Origin of the sequence: Hymenobacter sp. J193 (assembly GCF_024700075.1) — a bacterium.
GTDB lineage: Bacteria > Bacteroidota > Bacteroidia > Cytophagales > Hymenobacteraceae > Hymenobacter.
In genome coordinates this window covers 4,354,522-4,370,854 of the sequence record NZ_JAJONE010000001.1, presented here as the reverse complement: position 1 = coordinate 4,370,854, position 16,333 = coordinate 4,354,522, and the positions used below count along the sequence as shown (strand labels likewise).

General features: G+C 61.2%; 16 protein-coding genes. 11 read left to right on the top strand and 5 right to left on the bottom strand.

Going from position 1 to position 16,333, the window contains the following annotated elements:
* Nucleotides 1-17: 17 nt before the first annotated feature.
* On the bottom strand, nucleotides 18-542 hold the full coding sequence (locus tag LRS06_RS19075) for a vitamin K epoxide reductase family protein (protein ID WP_257872962.1): 525 nt from the start codon (nucleotides 540-542) through the stop codon (nucleotides 18-20).
* A 78-nt stretch (nucleotides 543-620) separates the two neighbouring features.
* A complete protein-coding gene (locus LRS06_RS19070; RefSeq protein WP_257872961.1) occupies nucleotides 621-1,268 on the bottom strand; it encodes a hypothetical protein in 648 nt (215 codons plus the stop codon).
* 83 nt (nucleotides 1,269-1,351) lie between these two features.
* Here LRS06_RS19070 and LRS06_RS19065 point away from each other — a divergent pair, with 83 nt between their 5' ends.
* From LRS06_RS19065 to LRS06_RS19030, 8 genes are all read left to right on the top strand, one after another.
* Entirely contained in the window at nucleotides 1,352-1,984 is a 633-nt protein-coding gene (locus LRS06_RS19065) for a hypothetical protein (RefSeq protein ID WP_257872960.1), read from the top strand.
* A gap of 252 nt (nucleotides 1,985-2,236) precedes the next feature.
* Nucleotides 2,237-4,993, top strand: coding sequence for a PD-(D/E)XK nuclease family protein (locus tag LRS06_RS19060; RefSeq protein WP_257872959.1), 2,757 nt, complete (start codon nucleotides 2,237-2,239; stop codon nucleotides 4,991-4,993).
* A gap of 26 nt (nucleotides 4,994-5,019) precedes the next feature.
* Complete coding sequence (locus LRS06_RS19055) at nucleotides 5,020-5,292, top strand: PD-(D/E)XK nuclease family protein (protein WP_374679435.1); 273 nt, start codon at nucleotides 5,020-5,022, stop codon at nucleotides 5,290-5,292.
* A 330-nt stretch (nucleotides 5,293-5,622) separates the two neighbouring features.
* Complete coding sequence (locus tag LRS06_RS19050; protein ID WP_149069321.1) at nucleotides 5,623-6,060, top strand: nucleoside deaminase; 438 nt, start codon at nucleotides 5,623-5,625, stop codon at nucleotides 6,058-6,060.
* 73 nt (nucleotides 6,061-6,133) lie between these two features.
* Nucleotides 6,134-6,439 (top strand): hypothetical protein, encoded by a 306-nt coding sequence (locus LRS06_RS19045; protein WP_257872958.1) that lies wholly within the window; start codon nucleotides 6,134-6,136, stop codon nucleotides 6,437-6,439.
* Nucleotides 6,412-6,813, top strand: coding sequence for a hypothetical protein (locus LRS06_RS19040; protein WP_257872957.1), 402 nt, complete (start codon nucleotides 6,412-6,414; stop codon nucleotides 6,811-6,813). Before LRS06_RS19045 ends, LRS06_RS19040 begins: the two co-directional genes overlap by 28 nt.
* 94 nt (nucleotides 6,814-6,907) lie before the next feature.
* Nucleotides 6,908-7,747 (top strand): mechanosensitive ion channel family protein, encoded by an 840-nt coding sequence (locus LRS06_RS19035; RefSeq protein WP_257872956.1) that lies wholly within the window; start codon nucleotides 6,908-6,910, stop codon nucleotides 7,745-7,747.
* Nucleotides 7,748-7,927: 180 nt separating this feature from the next.
* Nucleotides 7,928-9,706: a chloride channel protein gene (locus tag LRS06_RS19030; RefSeq protein WP_257872955.1), complete on the top strand. Its 1,779-nt coding sequence runs from the start codon at nucleotides 7,928-7,930 to the stop codon at nucleotides 9,704-9,706.
* A 201-nt stretch (nucleotides 9,707-9,907) separates the two neighbouring features.
* Here LRS06_RS19030 and LRS06_RS19025 read toward each other — a convergent pair whose 3' ends face one another.
* The gene (locus LRS06_RS19025; RefSeq protein WP_257872954.1) at nucleotides 9,908-11,095 is read right to left on the bottom strand and encodes a cation:proton antiporter; all 1,188 of its coding nucleotides are present in this window, start codon (nucleotides 11,093-11,095) and stop codon (nucleotides 9,908-9,910) included.
* Between the two features lie 247 nt (nucleotides 11,096-11,342).
* On the opposite strand from LRS06_RS19025, the gene LRS06_RS19020 reads away from it, so the two are divergent.
* Nucleotides 11,343-12,596 (top strand): NAD(P)-dependent oxidoreductase, encoded by a 1,254-nt coding sequence (locus LRS06_RS19020; protein WP_257872953.1) that lies wholly within the window; start codon nucleotides 11,343-11,345, stop codon nucleotides 12,594-12,596.
* A gap of 36 nt (nucleotides 12,597-12,632) precedes the next feature.
* Here the strand turns inward: LRS06_RS19020 and LRS06_RS19015 are convergent, their stop codons facing one another.
* On the bottom strand, nucleotides 12,633-12,890 hold the full coding sequence (locus tag LRS06_RS19015; RefSeq protein ID WP_257872952.1) for a hypothetical protein: 258 nt from the start codon (nucleotides 12,888-12,890) through the stop codon (nucleotides 12,633-12,635).
* A 201-nt stretch (nucleotides 12,891-13,091) separates the two neighbouring features.
* On the opposite strand from LRS06_RS19015, the gene LRS06_RS19010 reads away from it, so the two are divergent.
* Nucleotides 13,092-14,546, top strand: coding sequence for a DNA integrity scanning protein DisA nucleotide-binding domain protein (locus LRS06_RS19010; protein ID WP_257872951.1), 1,455 nt, complete (start codon nucleotides 13,092-13,094; stop codon nucleotides 14,544-14,546).
* Nucleotides 14,547-14,669: 123 nt separating this feature from the next.
* On the opposite strand, the gene LRS06_RS19005 is transcribed toward LRS06_RS19010, so the two are convergent.
* On the bottom strand, nucleotides 14,670-15,653 hold the full coding sequence (locus LRS06_RS19005) for an aldo/keto reductase (protein ID WP_257872950.1): 984 nt from the start codon (nucleotides 15,651-15,653) through the stop codon (nucleotides 14,670-14,672).
* 124 nt (nucleotides 15,654-15,777) lie between these two features.
* Between LRS06_RS19005 and LRS06_RS19000 the strand changes: the two genes are divergently transcribed.
* A complete protein-coding gene (locus LRS06_RS19000) occupies nucleotides 15,778-16,290 on the top strand; it encodes a DUF4112 domain-containing protein (protein WP_257872949.1) in 513 nt (170 codons plus the stop codon).
* The last annotated feature ends 43 nt before the right edge of the window (nucleotides 16,291-16,333 follow it).

Sequence of the window (16,333 nt, the reverse complement as noted above, 5' to 3'; positions counted from 1 at the left end):
ACAAGATGCGCAAAAACTTACACCTGCGCTACGTTGTTGGGGCCGCCTCCGAAGGCATTGCGGGCGGCGCGCACTACTTCTGGTACGGCCAGGGCCAGTGAGGCTACCGACAGCACGTTAGCTGTTTGGCAGTAGAAGCACAGGGCCTTGTTTTCCTGCCATTCTTCGCGGGCCAGCGTCAGGTTTGTGAGGACGTCGCTCAGGATTTTGCCACCCATGGCCAGGGGTACCCAGGGCTTGAGCAGGGCGCGGTCTTTGCCGCCGGCCGAGGCGAGGGCCGTGGTGAAGGCGTAGGTGATGAGCATGCCGGCCGCATCGGGCGTGTCGAGGCGCTTGTAACCGTAGTCGGAGGCGTCCACCTTATCGGAATCGAAGGGGCCGATGGGCGGGTCGGGAAGGTGGCGGATGATGCCGGTCTGGTACAAGGTCACGATCTGGCCCATGGCGGCGCCCAGCAAGGACAGGCCGATAATCCAGCGGCGGCGCTTGAGGTCAGGAGTTTGGGCGGTGCGCAGTTCGCGGCTGAGTTGCGTCGGGTTCATGGCAGCGGGCGTTTTCGGATGAAGATGGGTACAGCTTCGGTACGGCCTGCATGCCGGGAAAGTAGGTACAGGATTTGGCTATACCTGAGCCAGCCTCACCGTTAGCTCGTCGCCGTTGATGCGAAAACCCTTCACCTGATCTGGCAGCGGTGGATTGGCCTCGTGCAGCGCGTACAGGCCTATTTCCCGCAGCTTCTGCCAAGTAAGTGTGCGGCCATCCACGTAGATCAGCCAGGACGTTACGCCCGCTTCGGAGCCGGGCGCGGCTTCCAGCAGCTGGAGCAACACTCCGTCGGCCCAAGGGTGCACGAAATCCGATACGGCCACCTGATTTAAGCCAGTAATAGGCGGCTGGGTAAAGAGTTGATGAGTGGAAAAATATTGATCGGCAACCGCATCAGTCCAGGTATCCAACAAGGCTTCGTGCTGTTTGTAAAACGCGTCGTTATCGTCCGCTTCCTGCATCAGAACAGTTAGCCGCTCGTTCTGCCAGACAGCTACCGGCTCGCTAGGCAACTCTGGTTGTAGAAACGGCTTCGGCGCGGTGCCGCGTAGCTTATCCCACAGGTGCAGAAAGCCGAAAACCAGCATAAGGCCCAGCAGAAACAGCAGCAGCAACGGCAGCCAGATGGGTAGCAGCACCAGCCCGCCCACCTTCAGGAGTACTTGCTGGATCTGATTTTCTGGCTCGGCGGGCTGTTCCTGAAGTGTAACGCGAATAGGCATAATGAAACAAACCTGGCAGGGTTAGCTATATTGACACTGTATCGTTTTGCGAACGGCAACAACTTCTACCCGTCTATCACCCCATGCAATCTACCAATCCGAAAAGCATATTACCCACACTCCATTTAATTAGGGCAGGGCTGGCCAGCGGCATGCTTACCAAAGAGGAAATCATAGCCTGGGCCGACAAAATCGTTCTACAGGAGGAACAGCCGGACATTTTCTTCATTGATCTGGCGTTGTTGAGCTCCAGGAGCAAGCATCATCTGATTGAGTATTTCGGAGACTACCTGCGCTTTGATTCCCAACGTGCGCAAGGCGGTCCGCTGCTTGGGCTTTTGTACCAGAAATACACCAACTGCACCCTCAACTTAGAGCAGACCGTTGCCGCCTTAGAACGCTTGTGCCGCGAAGCTGTTTTCACCGATACTGAGGAATGGTTTATCTATAGAATAGACGATTTTGAGGCAGCGCAAGCCAATATTTACGGCTCCGTGGAGAACATACAGCAAGACGTAGAACACTTTTTGAAGTTCTATCAGGGGTATTCCCTGGAAAATATTGAAAACTGGGCCGATTTAAAACAACAGGTAGCTCGACTACTAGAAGACGAGCGGCAACTGCTTGAACATGAGTGGCGAAAACAACAAATGCTTGCGGACATTAAAGCAGCGTCAGTAGAAGCCGACGGAAAGCCGTGGTGGAAATTTTGGTAAATGATGAAGGTATAGCGGTTTCGTGAACGGTGTAGAGACGCATACTTGCGTCTCGTCGTCTGCGCCGCATGCCGTTCAACGAGTAGACGCAAGTATGCGTCTCTACACAGCCGCTACATCGTTTGTGAATTGGCTATATAAAGGCTTGCGGAATACTATACCCGCGTAGAAAAGGGCTGCCTAGCGGCCCGCCGCTTGCCAAAACCCACCGGAAGGCGCGGCTGAAACCCGCCCGCCGTATCTTTACCCAGTATGACGCCCCGCCCCGCCCCTTCTGCCTTCCCCCTCGCCGAACCTGCTGACCCTACCGCTGCCCTGCAACCCTTTCTGCGCCAGGCCGCCCAGGATTTGTTGAGCCGCTTTTCGGGCAGTGAGCTGTCAGACCTGGTGGTGGTAGTGCCCACGCGCCGGGCCGTGGTCTACCTCAAAAACGAGCTGGCCCTGGCCGCGCCCAAGGGCGAGGCGCTGTGGAGCCCCCGCGTGGCGGCCATGGAAGACTACATGGTGGAGCTGGCCGGCGTGCAGGTGGAAGAGCCCATTGCCCTGCAGCTGCTGCTGTTCGACATCCTGCGGGAAATCGACCCCAAGCTGGATTTTGACCTGTTCACGGGCTGGTCGCGCCTGCTCCTCGACGACTTCTCGGCCCTCGACCAGAACCTGGCCGACGCCAGCAACCTGTTCGAGTACCTGTCCGAAGCCAAAGCCCTGGAACGCTGGGACCTCAGCGACTCGCCGGCTCCGGCCTCGGCCACGGCCGCCTGGTTTCGCTTCTGGGACGACCTGGAGAAAGTGTACCGCCGCCTGCGCCGCCGCCTGAAGGAGCAGCATCTGGCCTACCCGGGCCTGGCCTACCGCCTGGCCGTGGATGCCCTGCAAAAGCGCCTGCAGACTGCCCCCGAGCAAGTGCCCCAGCATGTCTTCCTGGGTCTGGGCGTGCTGTCGAAAGCGGAGCGCCGCCTGCTCAAGCTGCTGCTGAAGGAGCGCAAGGCCGAAGTGCGCTTCGACACCGACCGGTTTTACCTCGACGGCGACTCGCCCAACCGCGCCGGGCAGCCCTTCCGCCAGCTGGCCGACTCCCTCGATTTACCGCCCACAGCCTTTGGCTTCGGGGACATGGGCGCCGAGGAGCTGCTGCGCACCCTGCCCCGCCGCGTCCGGTTTATTGGGGTGGCCAACAACTCCATGCAGGGCAAAGTGGCCGGGCAGCTGGTGATGGAAGGCCTGCACACCGCGCCCCGGGCCTCGGTGGCCGTGGTGCTGCCCGATGAAACCCTGCTCTTGCCGGTGCTGCACGGCCTGCCGCCCGAGCAGGTGCCCCAGTTCAACGTGACGATGGGCCTGAGCTTCCGCAGCACGCCTTTGTTCAACCTGATTGATTTGCTGTTTGAGGTGCACCTGACCGGCATCCGGGAGGGCGAAACCAGCTCCGACTACGGTATCCGGCGCTACCATCACCTCACCGTCACGAAGCTGCTGGCTCACCCCTTCCTGCGCCGCTACGAAAACTGGCTCGACACCCAGCCCGAGCAGGCCGCCTTTCACGGGGTGCTGGACGACATCTGCCGGCAGATTGTGAAGCGCAATGCCGTGCTGCTCACCGAAGCCGAGCTGCGCGAGCTGGGCCGCCACCACCCGCTGGTAGAAGCCCTGTTCCGCCCCTGGCGCAACTGCGACGACGTGGTGCGGGCCTGCTACGAGGTGATTGAGCTGCTGCGCGACGTGTACCAGCAGGAGCACACGGCCATCGAAGCCGAGTACCTCTATTTGTTCTATACCCTGGTGCGCCAGCTCGATTCGGCCTTCGACTGTCGCACCCAGCGGCCTTCGGTGCGCTCCTTCCGGCGGTTCTTGTACGAGCAGATGACGCGCACCCGCCTGCCTTTCGCCGGGGAGCCGATTGCCCAGGTGCAGGTGATGGGCCTGCTCGAAACCCGCGCCCTCGACTTCGACCACATCATTATCCTGAGCTGCAACGAGCAGATTTTGCCCGCGCCCAAGCGCAATACCTCCCTGTTTCCCTACGACGTGCTCACCAAGTACGGCATGCCCACCTACGCCGAGCACGAGGCCGCCACCAGTCATCAGTTCTGGCGCCTGCTCCAGCGCGCCCGGCGGGTTGATCTGGTTTACATTCTGCCCGGGGCCGAGGGCGTGCAGGCCGGGGAACGAAGCCGCTTTCTGCTCCAGATTCAGCACGATCTGGCCGCTCAGAACCCGGGCCTGGAGCTGCTCGATCTGACGGCCTCCGCCACGGTGCTACCTAACGGGCAGCAGGTGGGCGGCGAAATTGCGCGCGGCTCCGAGGGGTACCAGAAATACGAGGGCGACCTGGTGCTGGAAAAGGACTACGAGATGCGCGGGGCCATCCGGGGGCTGCTGGAGCGGGGCTTGTCGGCTTCGGCCCTCAATGAGTTTCTGACCTGCTCCCTACGGTTTTACTTTTCGCGCATTGCCAAGTTTCAGGAGCAGGAAGGCGTGGCCGAAGACCTGGGCGCCGACGTGTTCGGCACGGCCGTGCACTTTGTGCTGGAGCACCTGATGACGCCGTTTGTGGCGGAAAGCAAGCTGATAACCGTGGAAGATATTGCCAGCTGGAAGCCCCAGGTTGCCGAGCTGCTGGAGCGCGGGCTGGCCCTGGAAGATGGGGAGGAAGCCGCGGCCCCGCGCCAGCAGCTGCCCGACGAAGGCCTCAACCACGTGCTGCGCGGCGTGGGCGTGCATCTGGTAGACCGCTACCTCGATTCCCTAGCTCAGCAGATTGCCGAGGAAGGCCCTTTGCGCGTGGTAGGCCTGGAGCAGCAGCTGTTCGGGACGGTATTTGTGGAAACCAGCACCGGGGAGCAGGTAGCGGTGCGTCTGGTAGGCTACGCCGACCGGGTAGACGAGCTGCCCAACGGCCAGCGCCGCATCATCGACTACAAAACCGGGGCGGTGCACGGCGGGGGCCTCAACCTGCTGGGCAGCGCCCGCAAAAGTACACGCCCCAGGAAGCCCTGGAGCGGCTGGTAACGGAGGCCGGGGGCGGGGCCGAGAAAGTGCGGCAGCTCTGGCTTTACCGCCTCATGCTGGCGCAGCTGGGCTACCCCGCTGCCCAGGCCGCCATTGTGCCCCTGCGCAGCCCCGACCCCACCCCGCTCGAAGCCGACCTTTCCTTTCTGACCACCGACGAGCTTTCCTTCGAACAGTCCAGCCACGAGGCCATGCGCCGTCTGGTAGACCGCATGCTCGCCCCTAAGGAACATATCCGCAAGACCGACGACCTGGACGTGTGCCAGTGGTGCTCTTACAAGGGGATTTGTGCGCGCTGAATTACCTTTTACTATTTATGTTCCTATTCACTCTCTTTCTACTTTTAGCCCTGCTAAATATCTTTTTGTTAGTGTATTTAACCTGCTTTATCATGGCTCTGTCGGCTTCGAGAACCACGGTGTTGAAGCCTCAACTATTTGGTGGCGGCACGTAAAGCTTACTGGACTCGGTCAGCTACTGTTGGTTGTATTATGCGGCCTGTTTGGTTTAGAGCACGATACTACTCGGAACGTTCTCATTGGTGGATCTTGCATATTGCCCATGTTATTATTGCTTTGGGCTCATCGAAGTAACTTTCGCTAATTATCACCCTTCCTCATTTTTCTCTCATGGACGAATTCATGCAAGCTGCCATCGACGAAGCCCGGCTGGGCCGGTCCCAGGGTGGCATTCCAATTGGCTCGGTACTGGTGCGCGACGGTAAGCTGGTGGCCCGGGGCCACAACAAGCGCGTGCAGGAGCTGAATCCCATTCTGCACGGCGAAATGGACTGCCTCAACAACGCCGGCCGCCAGGCCGAGGGCTACCGCAACACCGTCATTTATAGCACCCTGATGCCTTGCTTTATGTGCGCCGGCACCATCGTGCAGTTCAAGATTCCGAAAGTAGTCGTGGGCGAGTCGCGCACGTTTGACGGAGCCCGCGAGTTCATGGAAAGCCACGGCGTGGAAGTAGTGGACCTGGATTTGCCCGAGTGCGTGCAGATGATGGAGGAATTCATTGCCGCCGAGCCCGCCCTCTGGAACGAGGACATCATGGAGGAATAAGCAGGCGAAAAGTCACATCATTATGTAGGCCGATTTGCCCGGGCAGCCGGCAATTGCCGCGTACTTTTGGGCCATGGATACTTCCCTGCTTTCCTCCTCCAAAAAATGCCCGCACTGCAGCCACTGGTCGGCCTGGCGACAGCACAGCGACGACCGGTGCGAGCGGTGCGGGCAGCTGCTGGACCCGCAGCTGCGACGCAACGAGCAGGAGCGGGAAGAGCTGGTCAACGCGAAGATGTCCTCGGTCATGCTCATCGAGATAAAGCCCGAGGACAGCTCTTTCGTCCGTTTTTTCAAATACATCATTCGGGGCGGGCAACTGGCTTTTGCGGCGCTCCTGGCTTTTATGATATGGGTAGTAACCGCGTTGGCCGGGTAACACTGCCGCAGGAGCTGCGGCAGCCGCTGTTTATCGGGGGAGCTGTGCTCTACCTTTTCTCCTGCATCAACCGCTATTGGGCGCCGTGGCCCCCACTGCCGGCCTTCATCAACTCCCACCTGGGCGACCTGCTCACGCTGCCGCTGGAGCTGACGCTGGCGCTGTGGGTGCTACGGCGCTTTTATTTCCGGCGTCCTGACTTTGTCCTGCCTTTGGCATGGATTGCCAGCACCTGGGTTGTCGTTGCCATCTGGTTTGAGCTGCTGATGCCGTTCTTCAAGCCGGGCATGGTGGCCGACCCGCTCGATGTGGTGGCCTACACCGTGGGCGGATGGGTGTTCTGGCGCTGGATGAACCGGCCCGCCCTGGTCTGAACCCCGCCGCCAGCTTTTTGCGTACCTCCGAGGAAAACAGCCCCGCCAGCCCCCGCCGGCGGGGTTTTGCTTACGTCCTCTTTGCCTTTTCGCTATGCTGCTACACGACCTCTACGAGGTACTGACTACTTATTGGGCCCACTTTCTGTTTCTGCTGCCTAAGCTGGCCGTAGCCCTGGTGCTGCTGGCTATTGCCGTATTTGTGGCGCAGCGGCTGAGCCGTCTGCTGGGCGGGCGCCTGCAGGCCCGCTCCCACGACCCGCTCCTGGCCGAGTTTCTGACCCGCCTGAGCAAGTGGGCTTTCATAGGCCTGGGGCTGCTGCTGGCCATGCAGGTGATAGGGGCCGCCGGCGTGGTTACGGGCGTGCTGGGCGCGGCCGGCCTTACGGCCTTTGTGGTAGGCTTTGCCCTCAAGGATATTGCCGAGAACTTCCTGGCGGGCGTGGTGCTGGCCTTCAATCGGCCCTTCCGCATTCACGACACCATTCAGATTCGCGACAACAAGGAGCTGATGGGCCGCGTGGAGGCCCTCAACCTGCGCACCACCCTCATCAAAACCTTCGACGGCAAGCACATCTACCTGCCCAACGCGCTGGTGCTGCGCGAGCCGCTCATCAACTTCACCCGCGACGGGCACATCCGCCAGGACTTCCTGGTTTCCATCGACATTGAGCAGGACAAGCGCCCCAACAAGGTGCAGGAGCTCGTACTGGAATTCGTGCGCCAGTACCAAGACGTGGAAAATGAGGAGCCGCACACGCCCTACGTTATCGTAGAGAAAACCGACGGTACCGTGGCTACCCTGCACGTGTATTTCTGGACTTTCTCCGAGGATTACCGGCGCGGCACGCAGCTGCTAAAAAGCGAGCTGATGCAGGGAATCAGGGAAATGTTAGTGGAGCAGGGCTACCCGCACCCGGCGGCGGTGCAGTAATTTGATTTTTTTCGGCTTATTCCAGCGTAAGTTCTCCATCTTGTCCGTTAGTGCGGCAGAGCGGCCGGGCGCGTGGCCCGGCTCCTACTCCGTGCTGCTCCCGCTGCGCGCCGCCGAAGTGCCCGTTCCCACCCTTGCCGCCGACAGCCTTATCACCAACTGCCGGCTTTTTCCGCTGCTATGCCCAAAAACGTTATCCACCGGCTGCTGGGCCCTTTGTTGCTGTGGCGGCTGCGCCACGTCAACGACCGGGTATACCTGATTCTGCTCAGCATTGTGGTGGGCCTGCTGGCGGGCCTGGCGGCGGTACTGCTCAAAAACTCCGTGCACGTCAGCCAGGGGCTCATTTTTGCCTGGGTGCCCGAGCAGTACCGGGTGTTTGCACTGTCGCTTTACCCCATCATCGGTATTTCGCTGTCGGTGCTGTTTACGCGCTACGTGCTGGGCGGGCAGCTGAGCCGGGGTGTGGGGCCCATCGTGTACAACATTGCCCGCCAGGGCAGCATCGTGCCGCGCAGCAAGCTCTATTCTCAGATGGTCACCTCGTTTCTGACCGTTACGTTTGGGGGCTCGGCGGGGCTGGAGGCGCCTATTTCCGTCACGGGCTCGGCCATTGGCTCCAACGTGGGGCGCATTCTGCGGGTGGGCCGGCGCGAGCGGCGCCTGCTGGTAGGGTGCGGGGCGGCTGCGGGCGTGGCGGCCATCTTCAACTCGCCCATTGCGGGGGTGCTGTTTGCGGTGGAGGCCATTCTCTCGGAGCTGTCGGCGCCGTTTTTCATTCCCCTGCTTATTTCCTCGGCCACAGCCACGGTGGTGTCCAAGCTGCTGTACGCCGGGCAGCCGTTCGTGCTTATTACCACCGCCTGGCCCGTGGAGGCCATTCCGTTTTACCTCATGCTGGCCATGTTCACGGCCTTGCTCTCGGTCTACATGATTCGGGTGTACTTTCTGGCGGAGCGGCTATATGAGCGGTGGCCCAACCCCTTCCATAAGATTGTGGCGGGCGGCATAGCGCTGGGGCTGCTGGTGTTCATCTTCCCTCCGCTTTACGGCGAGGGGTACGACATTGTGCAGCTGCTGCTAAGCGGGCAGTCGGAGCGGCTGGTGGATGGCTCCTTGTTTGCCGTGTACCGCGACGACAGCGTGCTGCTGGTGCTGCTGGTGGCCATTGGCAGTATGCTGCTGAAAGTGGTGGCCACCACCATTACGGTGGGTTCGGGCGGCAACGGGGGCATGTTTGGCTCCTCACTGTTTGTGGGGGCGCTGGCCGGATTCGTGTACGCCCGCATCATCAACCTGAGTGGCATGACCCCGGTGCCGGAAGTGCATTTCATTGTGCTGGGTATGGCCGGGATGCTGGCCGGCGTGGTGCACGCCCCGCTCACGGCCATCTTCCTCATTGCCGAAATTACCGGCGGCTACGCCCTGTTCGTGCCTTTGATGGCCGTTACGTCTTGTTCCTATCTGGTTACCAAGTACTTCGAGCCGTATTCGGTGTACACCCGCAAGCTGGCCAAGCAGGGCATCTACATGCATCAGGACCGCGACCGGGGTCTGCTTTCCCAGCTGGATCTGCACCATCTTATCCAGAACGACTTCGTGACGGTACGGCCCGAAAATACGCTGGGCGAGCTGGTTGACATCTTCCGCCACGCCACCCGCAACCTGTTTCCGGTAGTAAATGAGCGCGGGGAGCTGCTGGGCATTGTGAGCCTGGACACCGTGCGCGACGCCCTCTTCGACGACGAACACTATACCACCACCCTTGTGGCTGACCTGATGACCCAGCCCCCCGCCATCGTCAACCCCGATGATATGATGCTGGATACCCTGCGCTGCATGGAGCAGGTAGGCGCCTGGGCACTGCCCGTGGTTGAAAACGGCCGCTACGCCGGCTTCCTGCTGAAATCCGCCATCCTGGCTGCCTACCGCCGCCAGCTGCTCAAAGAATCAGACTAGCAGTGAAATGGCCCAGTTGAAGCTGTGTCATTGCGAGCGAAGCGAAGCAATCCGTCCTGTACCATACCAGGCGCCCCCATTTACCAGAAAGCCCCTGACGCCAGTATAGACGTCAGGGGCTTTCTGTGTTAGGGAGGCTTAGCACGTTTCAGAGGTCGGATTGCTTCGCTTCGCTCGCAATGACAATTCACTCACTCACTGCTAGTACTCGCCTAGCTGGGGTGTTTTGGGGGCCAGCATCAAACCTACCATCATCATCACGCCGGTGAGCAGAATGACGACAAAAAGGATGTTCTCACTGATTTCGCCGATAAGGTGCTCCTGCGGAATGCTGTAGAAGAGCAGCACGCTGATAAGGCCTTTAGGCGCAATAAACAGTTCGGGCACGAGGTCGGTGCGGGCCACGTAGCGCAGGTAGAAAAAGCGAATGAGCGTGAGCACAGCCACAATCAGCACACCCTGCAGCAGCAGGCCGCCATTGAGCACGTTGCCGATGGTGATGGAAAAGCCGAACAGCAGAAAGAAGAACGTGCGAATCAGGAAGGCCGACTCGGCGGTAATGCTCTTGAGCTGGTGCAGCTCCTCGCTGAGGCGTTCGGGACGGAACCAGCGCGCCAGCGGCCCCTGCAGAAACAGCTTGGCATTGTTGACTACCAGCCCGAAGACCAGCACCACAATCAGCGAGGACAGGTGCAGCTTCTTGGACAGCGAGTACACCAGCACCAGGAAGGCAATGATGAGGAAAAACTTGACGTGCAGCCGGATTCGGTCGAGCAGAAACGCCAGCGCGGCCGTGCTGAGCACGGCCACCACCAGCACGGCCATCACGTCGCGCGCAAACGTGACGACCGACACGCCCTGAGCAAAGTTGTCCTGCACCGCAAAGTTGAAGAGCATGATGCCCAGAATGTCGGAAAACGTGCTTTCGTACACGATAAACTCCTGCTTTTCACCGCCCAGGTTGGCCACGCTGGGAATGGCAATGGCCGAGCTGATAACGGCCAGCGGCACGGCATTGATCAGGCAGCTTTGAAACGAGGCGCCCACGTACAGGTGCAGCAGCCAGGCAATGGCCCCGGCCTGTACCACCAATATCAGTAGGGCCGCCACGAAGGAGCGCCGGATAAGCGGGGCTTTTTCGCGGCGCAGCTCCAAATCCAGGGCGCCTTCCAGCACAATCATTATCAGCCCGATGATGCCAAACAGCTCCAGCATCAGCTGCGGCACACGCACGGCCACGTCAAAGTAGTCGGCCGTCTGGCGCAGGGCAATGCCCGTGGCCAGCAGCATCAGCACCGACGGAATGCGGGTGGCGCGGGCCGCCAGATCAAACAGATACGAGAGAATAATGGCCAGGCTCAGCCCAATCAGAATAGAGTAAGGACCCATACGCGCGTCAAGAAAATCAACAAAGAGGAGCTCCGGATACGCAGGAAAGCGGCCCAAGGTCGGACTACCTCCCTTCACTTGCCGCGCTGCAGCTCACCGGCGTGGTTGGGGAGGCCGTATCCGGGTCGAGGGCAGGGCGCGAGCTTGAGCAGCCAGCATCCCGCCCCGCCAGAACCAGCCAAACAGCCCGAGGGCTCAAGCCCCACCGTTCGCACGCATTCACTCATACACTCCTTCACCCCTAAAAATGGCTGCGTACTTTTGCCGGGTGCAGCCCGCTTCTTCCTATCCCGAAATAGCCATTATTGGTGGTGGCCCGGCGGCCATGCTGGCCGCCCAGCGGCTGGCCGAGGCGGGCCGTCGAGTAGCCGTATTTGAGGCGCAGAACACCGTAGGCCGCAAGTTTCTGGTAGCCGGGCACGGTGGCTTCAACCTCACCAACGCCGAGCCCGCCGAAGCGTTTGCCGGCCGCTACGGGCCCCACGCGGCCTTATTTCATCGGTTTCTGACGCACTTCTCCCCCGCCGACCTGCGCGCCTGGGCGCTGGACCTGGGCATCGACACCTTTGTGGGCACCAGTGGGCGGGTATTTCCGCGGCCCGAGCACAAGCCCGCCGATTTGCTACGCGCCTGGCTGCGCCGCCTGCACACGCTGGGCGTGCAAGTGCATACCCGCCACCGCTGGCTCGGCTTTGCCGGGGCTAGCGGCCTGCGCCTACTGAACGAAACCACCGGCGAAGAAACCGTGCTGCACCCCGCCGCTACGCTACTAGCCCTGGGTGGCGCGAGCTGGGCCAAAACCGGCTCCGATGGCCGCTGGGTGCCACTGCTGGAAGAGCTAGGCATCCGGTGCGTGCCGTTTGCGCCCGGCAACTGCGGGGCCGAGGTAGCTTGGTCAGACTTCTTTCGGGAGAAAGTGGGGCGGGCACCCCTCAAGAATGTGGCCCTGAGTTGCCTTGGTCTCCCCGTGCGCGGCGAAATCATGCTCACCGACTACGGACTGGAAGGTACGCCGGTATATGCCCTTACCCCGGAGCTACGGACTGCGCTGGCCGATGGTGCCCCGGCGCAGCTGCACCTCAACCTCAAGCCCGATGTGCCCTTGGCTCAGCTCACCGAAAAGCTGCGGCAGCGGCGGGCAACTCAGTCGTGGCCGAAGTTCCTCGCCGAGACGCTGCGCCTGAAGCCGCCGGTGCCTACGCTGCTGCGGGAACTGGTGCCCGAGCTACCCACCAACGCCGACGCTCTGGCCCGCCTGCTCACCCATCTTCCTATCCCCATTGCCGGTTTGCGCCCGCTCGAAGAGGCTATCAGCTCGGCTGGGGGCGTGGCATGGCCGGAAGTAACGGAGGAACTGATGCTACGCCAGCGGCCGGGCACCTTCGTAGCTGGTGAAATGCTGGACTGGGAAGCCCCTACCGGCGGCTATCTGTTGCAAGGCTGCTTTAGTACCGGTGCCTGGGTTGCCCGCGCCATGCTGGGATATTTAAAGCAGGACTGACACCGTGTCACTGCTTCGGCCTCGCCTCGCAATAGCTCATTCTTCCTTCTTCATCAACTCTTCTTCCTCGGCGGTGGCCAGAATGGCTTTGGCTTCCAGCAACAGCTGCTCGCCGGGGTCGGTCAGCTGGCGGTATAGCAGGGCCACGAGCACGAAAAAGGAACCTACGGGCAGCAGACAGCCCAGCGCAAACCACAGCCGGAACGACCGACCGTGCGTGTAGGCGCAGTAGCCCGTCAGCAGGGGCAGCAGTACCACTGCGAGCAGGATCGAAAACCGTAGATCTACATACATAGCGGTGGGATAAAGCGGTACTACCAAGATACTAAAGCTGCTTCAGAAAGTTGCCAGCCGCAGTGCCTTGCCGGGGTACAACCTGCGGGCCGAATGATAGTTGGCCTAAAACCAGCGCGCATAGCCACCTTTTGCCCCGGGTTTTGCGTACACGGGCTACCTGCCCCTTTAGTGCCGCTGCGCGGCTGCCCATCGTTGCCCATGTGGGACTCTCAGAAAAGCCTCTTCCGCGTTTCCGCCCAGCTGTTTGCCGAAGGAATTTTTAATTTGCTCGACCGTAACCTGCGCCCCGAGGTTTTCCTGCTCGGGCTGGCGGCCGCCAAGGAAGCCAACGAGCCTGCCGCCGTGGTGATTGAGCCCCCCACGCACCGCTACCGGCCCGCCCAGTTTCAGGATGTGAAAACGCGGGCCATGCAGCTGGAGCCCGAAGGCCCGCGCGAAGTGGTGTACCACCTGCACCCCAACGACCACGACCGGTTTGAGAAGCTGCGGTGGTACAATCTGCTGCGCCGCGCCACCGAAGCCACCATTGCCGACCTGGAAGCGGCTACCCCAGCCGAGGCCCGCGTGTCGTTCTGCTCCCAACCAGTGAGCGTAAACAACTACCAGATTCTGGTGGTGTTGCAGATGAACGCCGAGGCCTATCATAGCCACTACGCCCTGCCTTCGGCCCCGCACGGCCGCGCCGGCTCCCTGCTGCAAGCCACGGTGCAGGAGTTTCTGCACGACTGCCTGCGGGCCCTGCGTGAGTCGGACCTGGATGAGGACCGCCCCATTCTCGACCGCGACTACAACGAGCTGCTGCGGGCCGCCGGCCGCCGCTTTATGCTGGCCGTCGGCAATGGCAACCACGGCCTCTACGACGCCTGCAACGGCATTGCCGCCCTGCGCCACGAGGGCGACGAAGGCGTGGGCCTGATGGCTCTTTCGCGCCGCAACCACCCGGCCGTGCGGCCCGTGCTGCTGCTGGAAACGCCTATTGCCCTGCGCGACCATCGGTCGATGCGCAAGCTCCTGGAGCTGAGCGAGGAAAATGTGGCGCTGATGAGCGACGCGGCCAACCTCTTTGGTCTGGGCGAGGTGGTAGAGCTGGACGACCCCAACTACGAGCCCCTGTTTATGGTGCACTTCACCAAGCACTATAGCTGGGACCTGAGCCACGCCGGGGAGGTAATGATGCGCGTGGTATCGAACACGCCGCGCCTGCCCCGCTCCCGGGTAGATGAGCGAAACTTCGAGCGGGCCATCCGGCGCAACTGGCCCGACATGGCCGCCTCGGGGGTGGAGTACCTGTGGTCGTTGGCGCTAAGTGCCACCTCCCAGCCTACCGGCACCATCCTGCTTATCTCCGACGGCGCCGCCCAGGAAGCCCGCCGCCTGGCCACGCAGTGCTACCGCGTTACGCCCACACGCATTACGCCGGCCATGGTGCGGCTGGTCACCAACATCGACGGAGCCGTGCTCATCGACCCGCAGGGTACCTGCTTCGGCATCGGCGCCATCCTCGACGGGTTGGCCACGGCTAAAGGTGACTCCTCGCGCGGCTCCCGCTTCAACTCCGCCGTCCGTTACGTGGAAACCAGCCGCTACCCCTGCCTGGCCATCGTAGTGAGCGAAGACGGCTGGATTGACCTGCTCCCGCCGCTGGGGAAATAGAGAATTGGGCCTTCAGCTAAACGTCATGCTGAGCTTGTCGAAGCATCTCTACCGCTTTGTTTGAATGATATCCAGACGAAGCGGCAGAGATGCTTCGACAAGCTCAGCATGACCGTGCGTATTTTACCCATTCACCGATTTCATCATCTCGGCGGGGTAGCGCAAACCGGCAGCCTGAGGTGCGAGTTCGTCGAGCTGCTTAAGCTCCTGGGCAGTGAGGGTCACGTTGAGGGCACCCACGTTTTCCTCCAGGTACTTCACACGCTTCGTGCCGGGAATTGGAACAACGTCTGTTCCTTGGGCTAGCACCCAGGCCAACGCCAGCTGGCCGGCTGTACAGTTTTTCTGCTCGGCCATTTCGCGGATACGGGCCACCAGATCAAGATTCTTCTGGAAATTCTCCCCCTGAAAGCGTGGTGTGAAGCGGCGGTAGTCGTCGGCAGCCAAATCCTCAAACCGCTGGATCTGGCCCGTGAGGAAGCCCCGGCCCAGGGGAGAGTAAGGCACAAACCCAATGCCCAGCTCGCGGCAGGTTTGCAGCACACCGTCTTCCGGGTCGCGGCTCCAGAGCGAATACTCGCTTTGCAGGGCCGTGATGGGGTGCACGGTGTGGGCGCGTCGGATGGTATCGGCGGATGCTTCGGAAAGGCCCAGGTAGCGCACTTTGCCGGCCTGCACCAGCTCCGCCATAGCTCCTACCGTTTCCTCAATAGGCGTATTGGGGTCCACGCGGTGCTGGTAGTACAGGTCGATGTAGTCGGTGCCGAGGCGGCGCAGGCTGCCCTCACACGCCTCACGCACATACTCCGGCCGCCCGCTAATGCCGCGCCGGGTGGGGTCGTTGGGGTCGCGCTGAATGCCAAACTTGGTAGCCAGGGCCACCTGTTGGCGCTGCTCGCGAAGGGCGCGGCCTACCAGCTCCTCATTGGTATAGGGGCCGTACATGTCGGCCGTGTCGAAAAACGTGATGCCCAGTTCCAGGGCGCGGTGCAGGGTGCGCGTACTTTCGGCGTCGTCGCGGCCGGCGTAGAAGTCCGACATGCCCATGCAGCCCAATCCCAGGGCTGATACCGTGAGGCCCTGCCGGCCCAGCGTGCGTTGTTCCATAGTGGTGATTGGTAAGGGGGTGATAGTTGATGATTAGGTCGTCAGGGTATAACTGCTGCTCGGCGTAATAGGTTGGTTTATCATTTTCCGCGGAGTTGCGTTAGAAGGCCATAACCTCTCCCCTATGGCCTCCTCTCCTGTTTCTCCGGCTACTCCCACGTCCTTCGACCAGGATGAGCGCCTGCGCTGGGTTTCGCATATTTCCCGGCTTATGGACAGCCAGTTTCGCGTGCCCGGTACCACTTGGCGCTTCGGTCTCGACCCCATCATGGGCCTGATTCCGGTGGTGGGCAACCTGCCGTCGATGGCCATTTCCGGCGTGCTGATCATGACCATGTTCCGCCATGGAGCAAGCGGCAGCCTGATTATGCGCATGGTTATCAACGTGGTGCTAGATTCACTTATCGGCTCCATTCCCATCCTGGGCAACATTTTCGACTTCGCCTATAAAGCCAACGACCGGAACGTGCAGCTGTTGCGCCGCCACTACCAGGAGGGCCGCTACCAGGGCAGCGGTAAAGGGCTGATGGTAGTAGTAGCCATTGTGCTGCTGCTGGGCTTCGGGCTGTTGCTGTGGGGAGCCTGGGCACTGGCTGCCTGGCTGTGGCACTACGCCGAGCTGCATTCCAACTGGTAACCCGGCCACGGGACGAGCATGGTTGCCAATCGTGCCGTACATT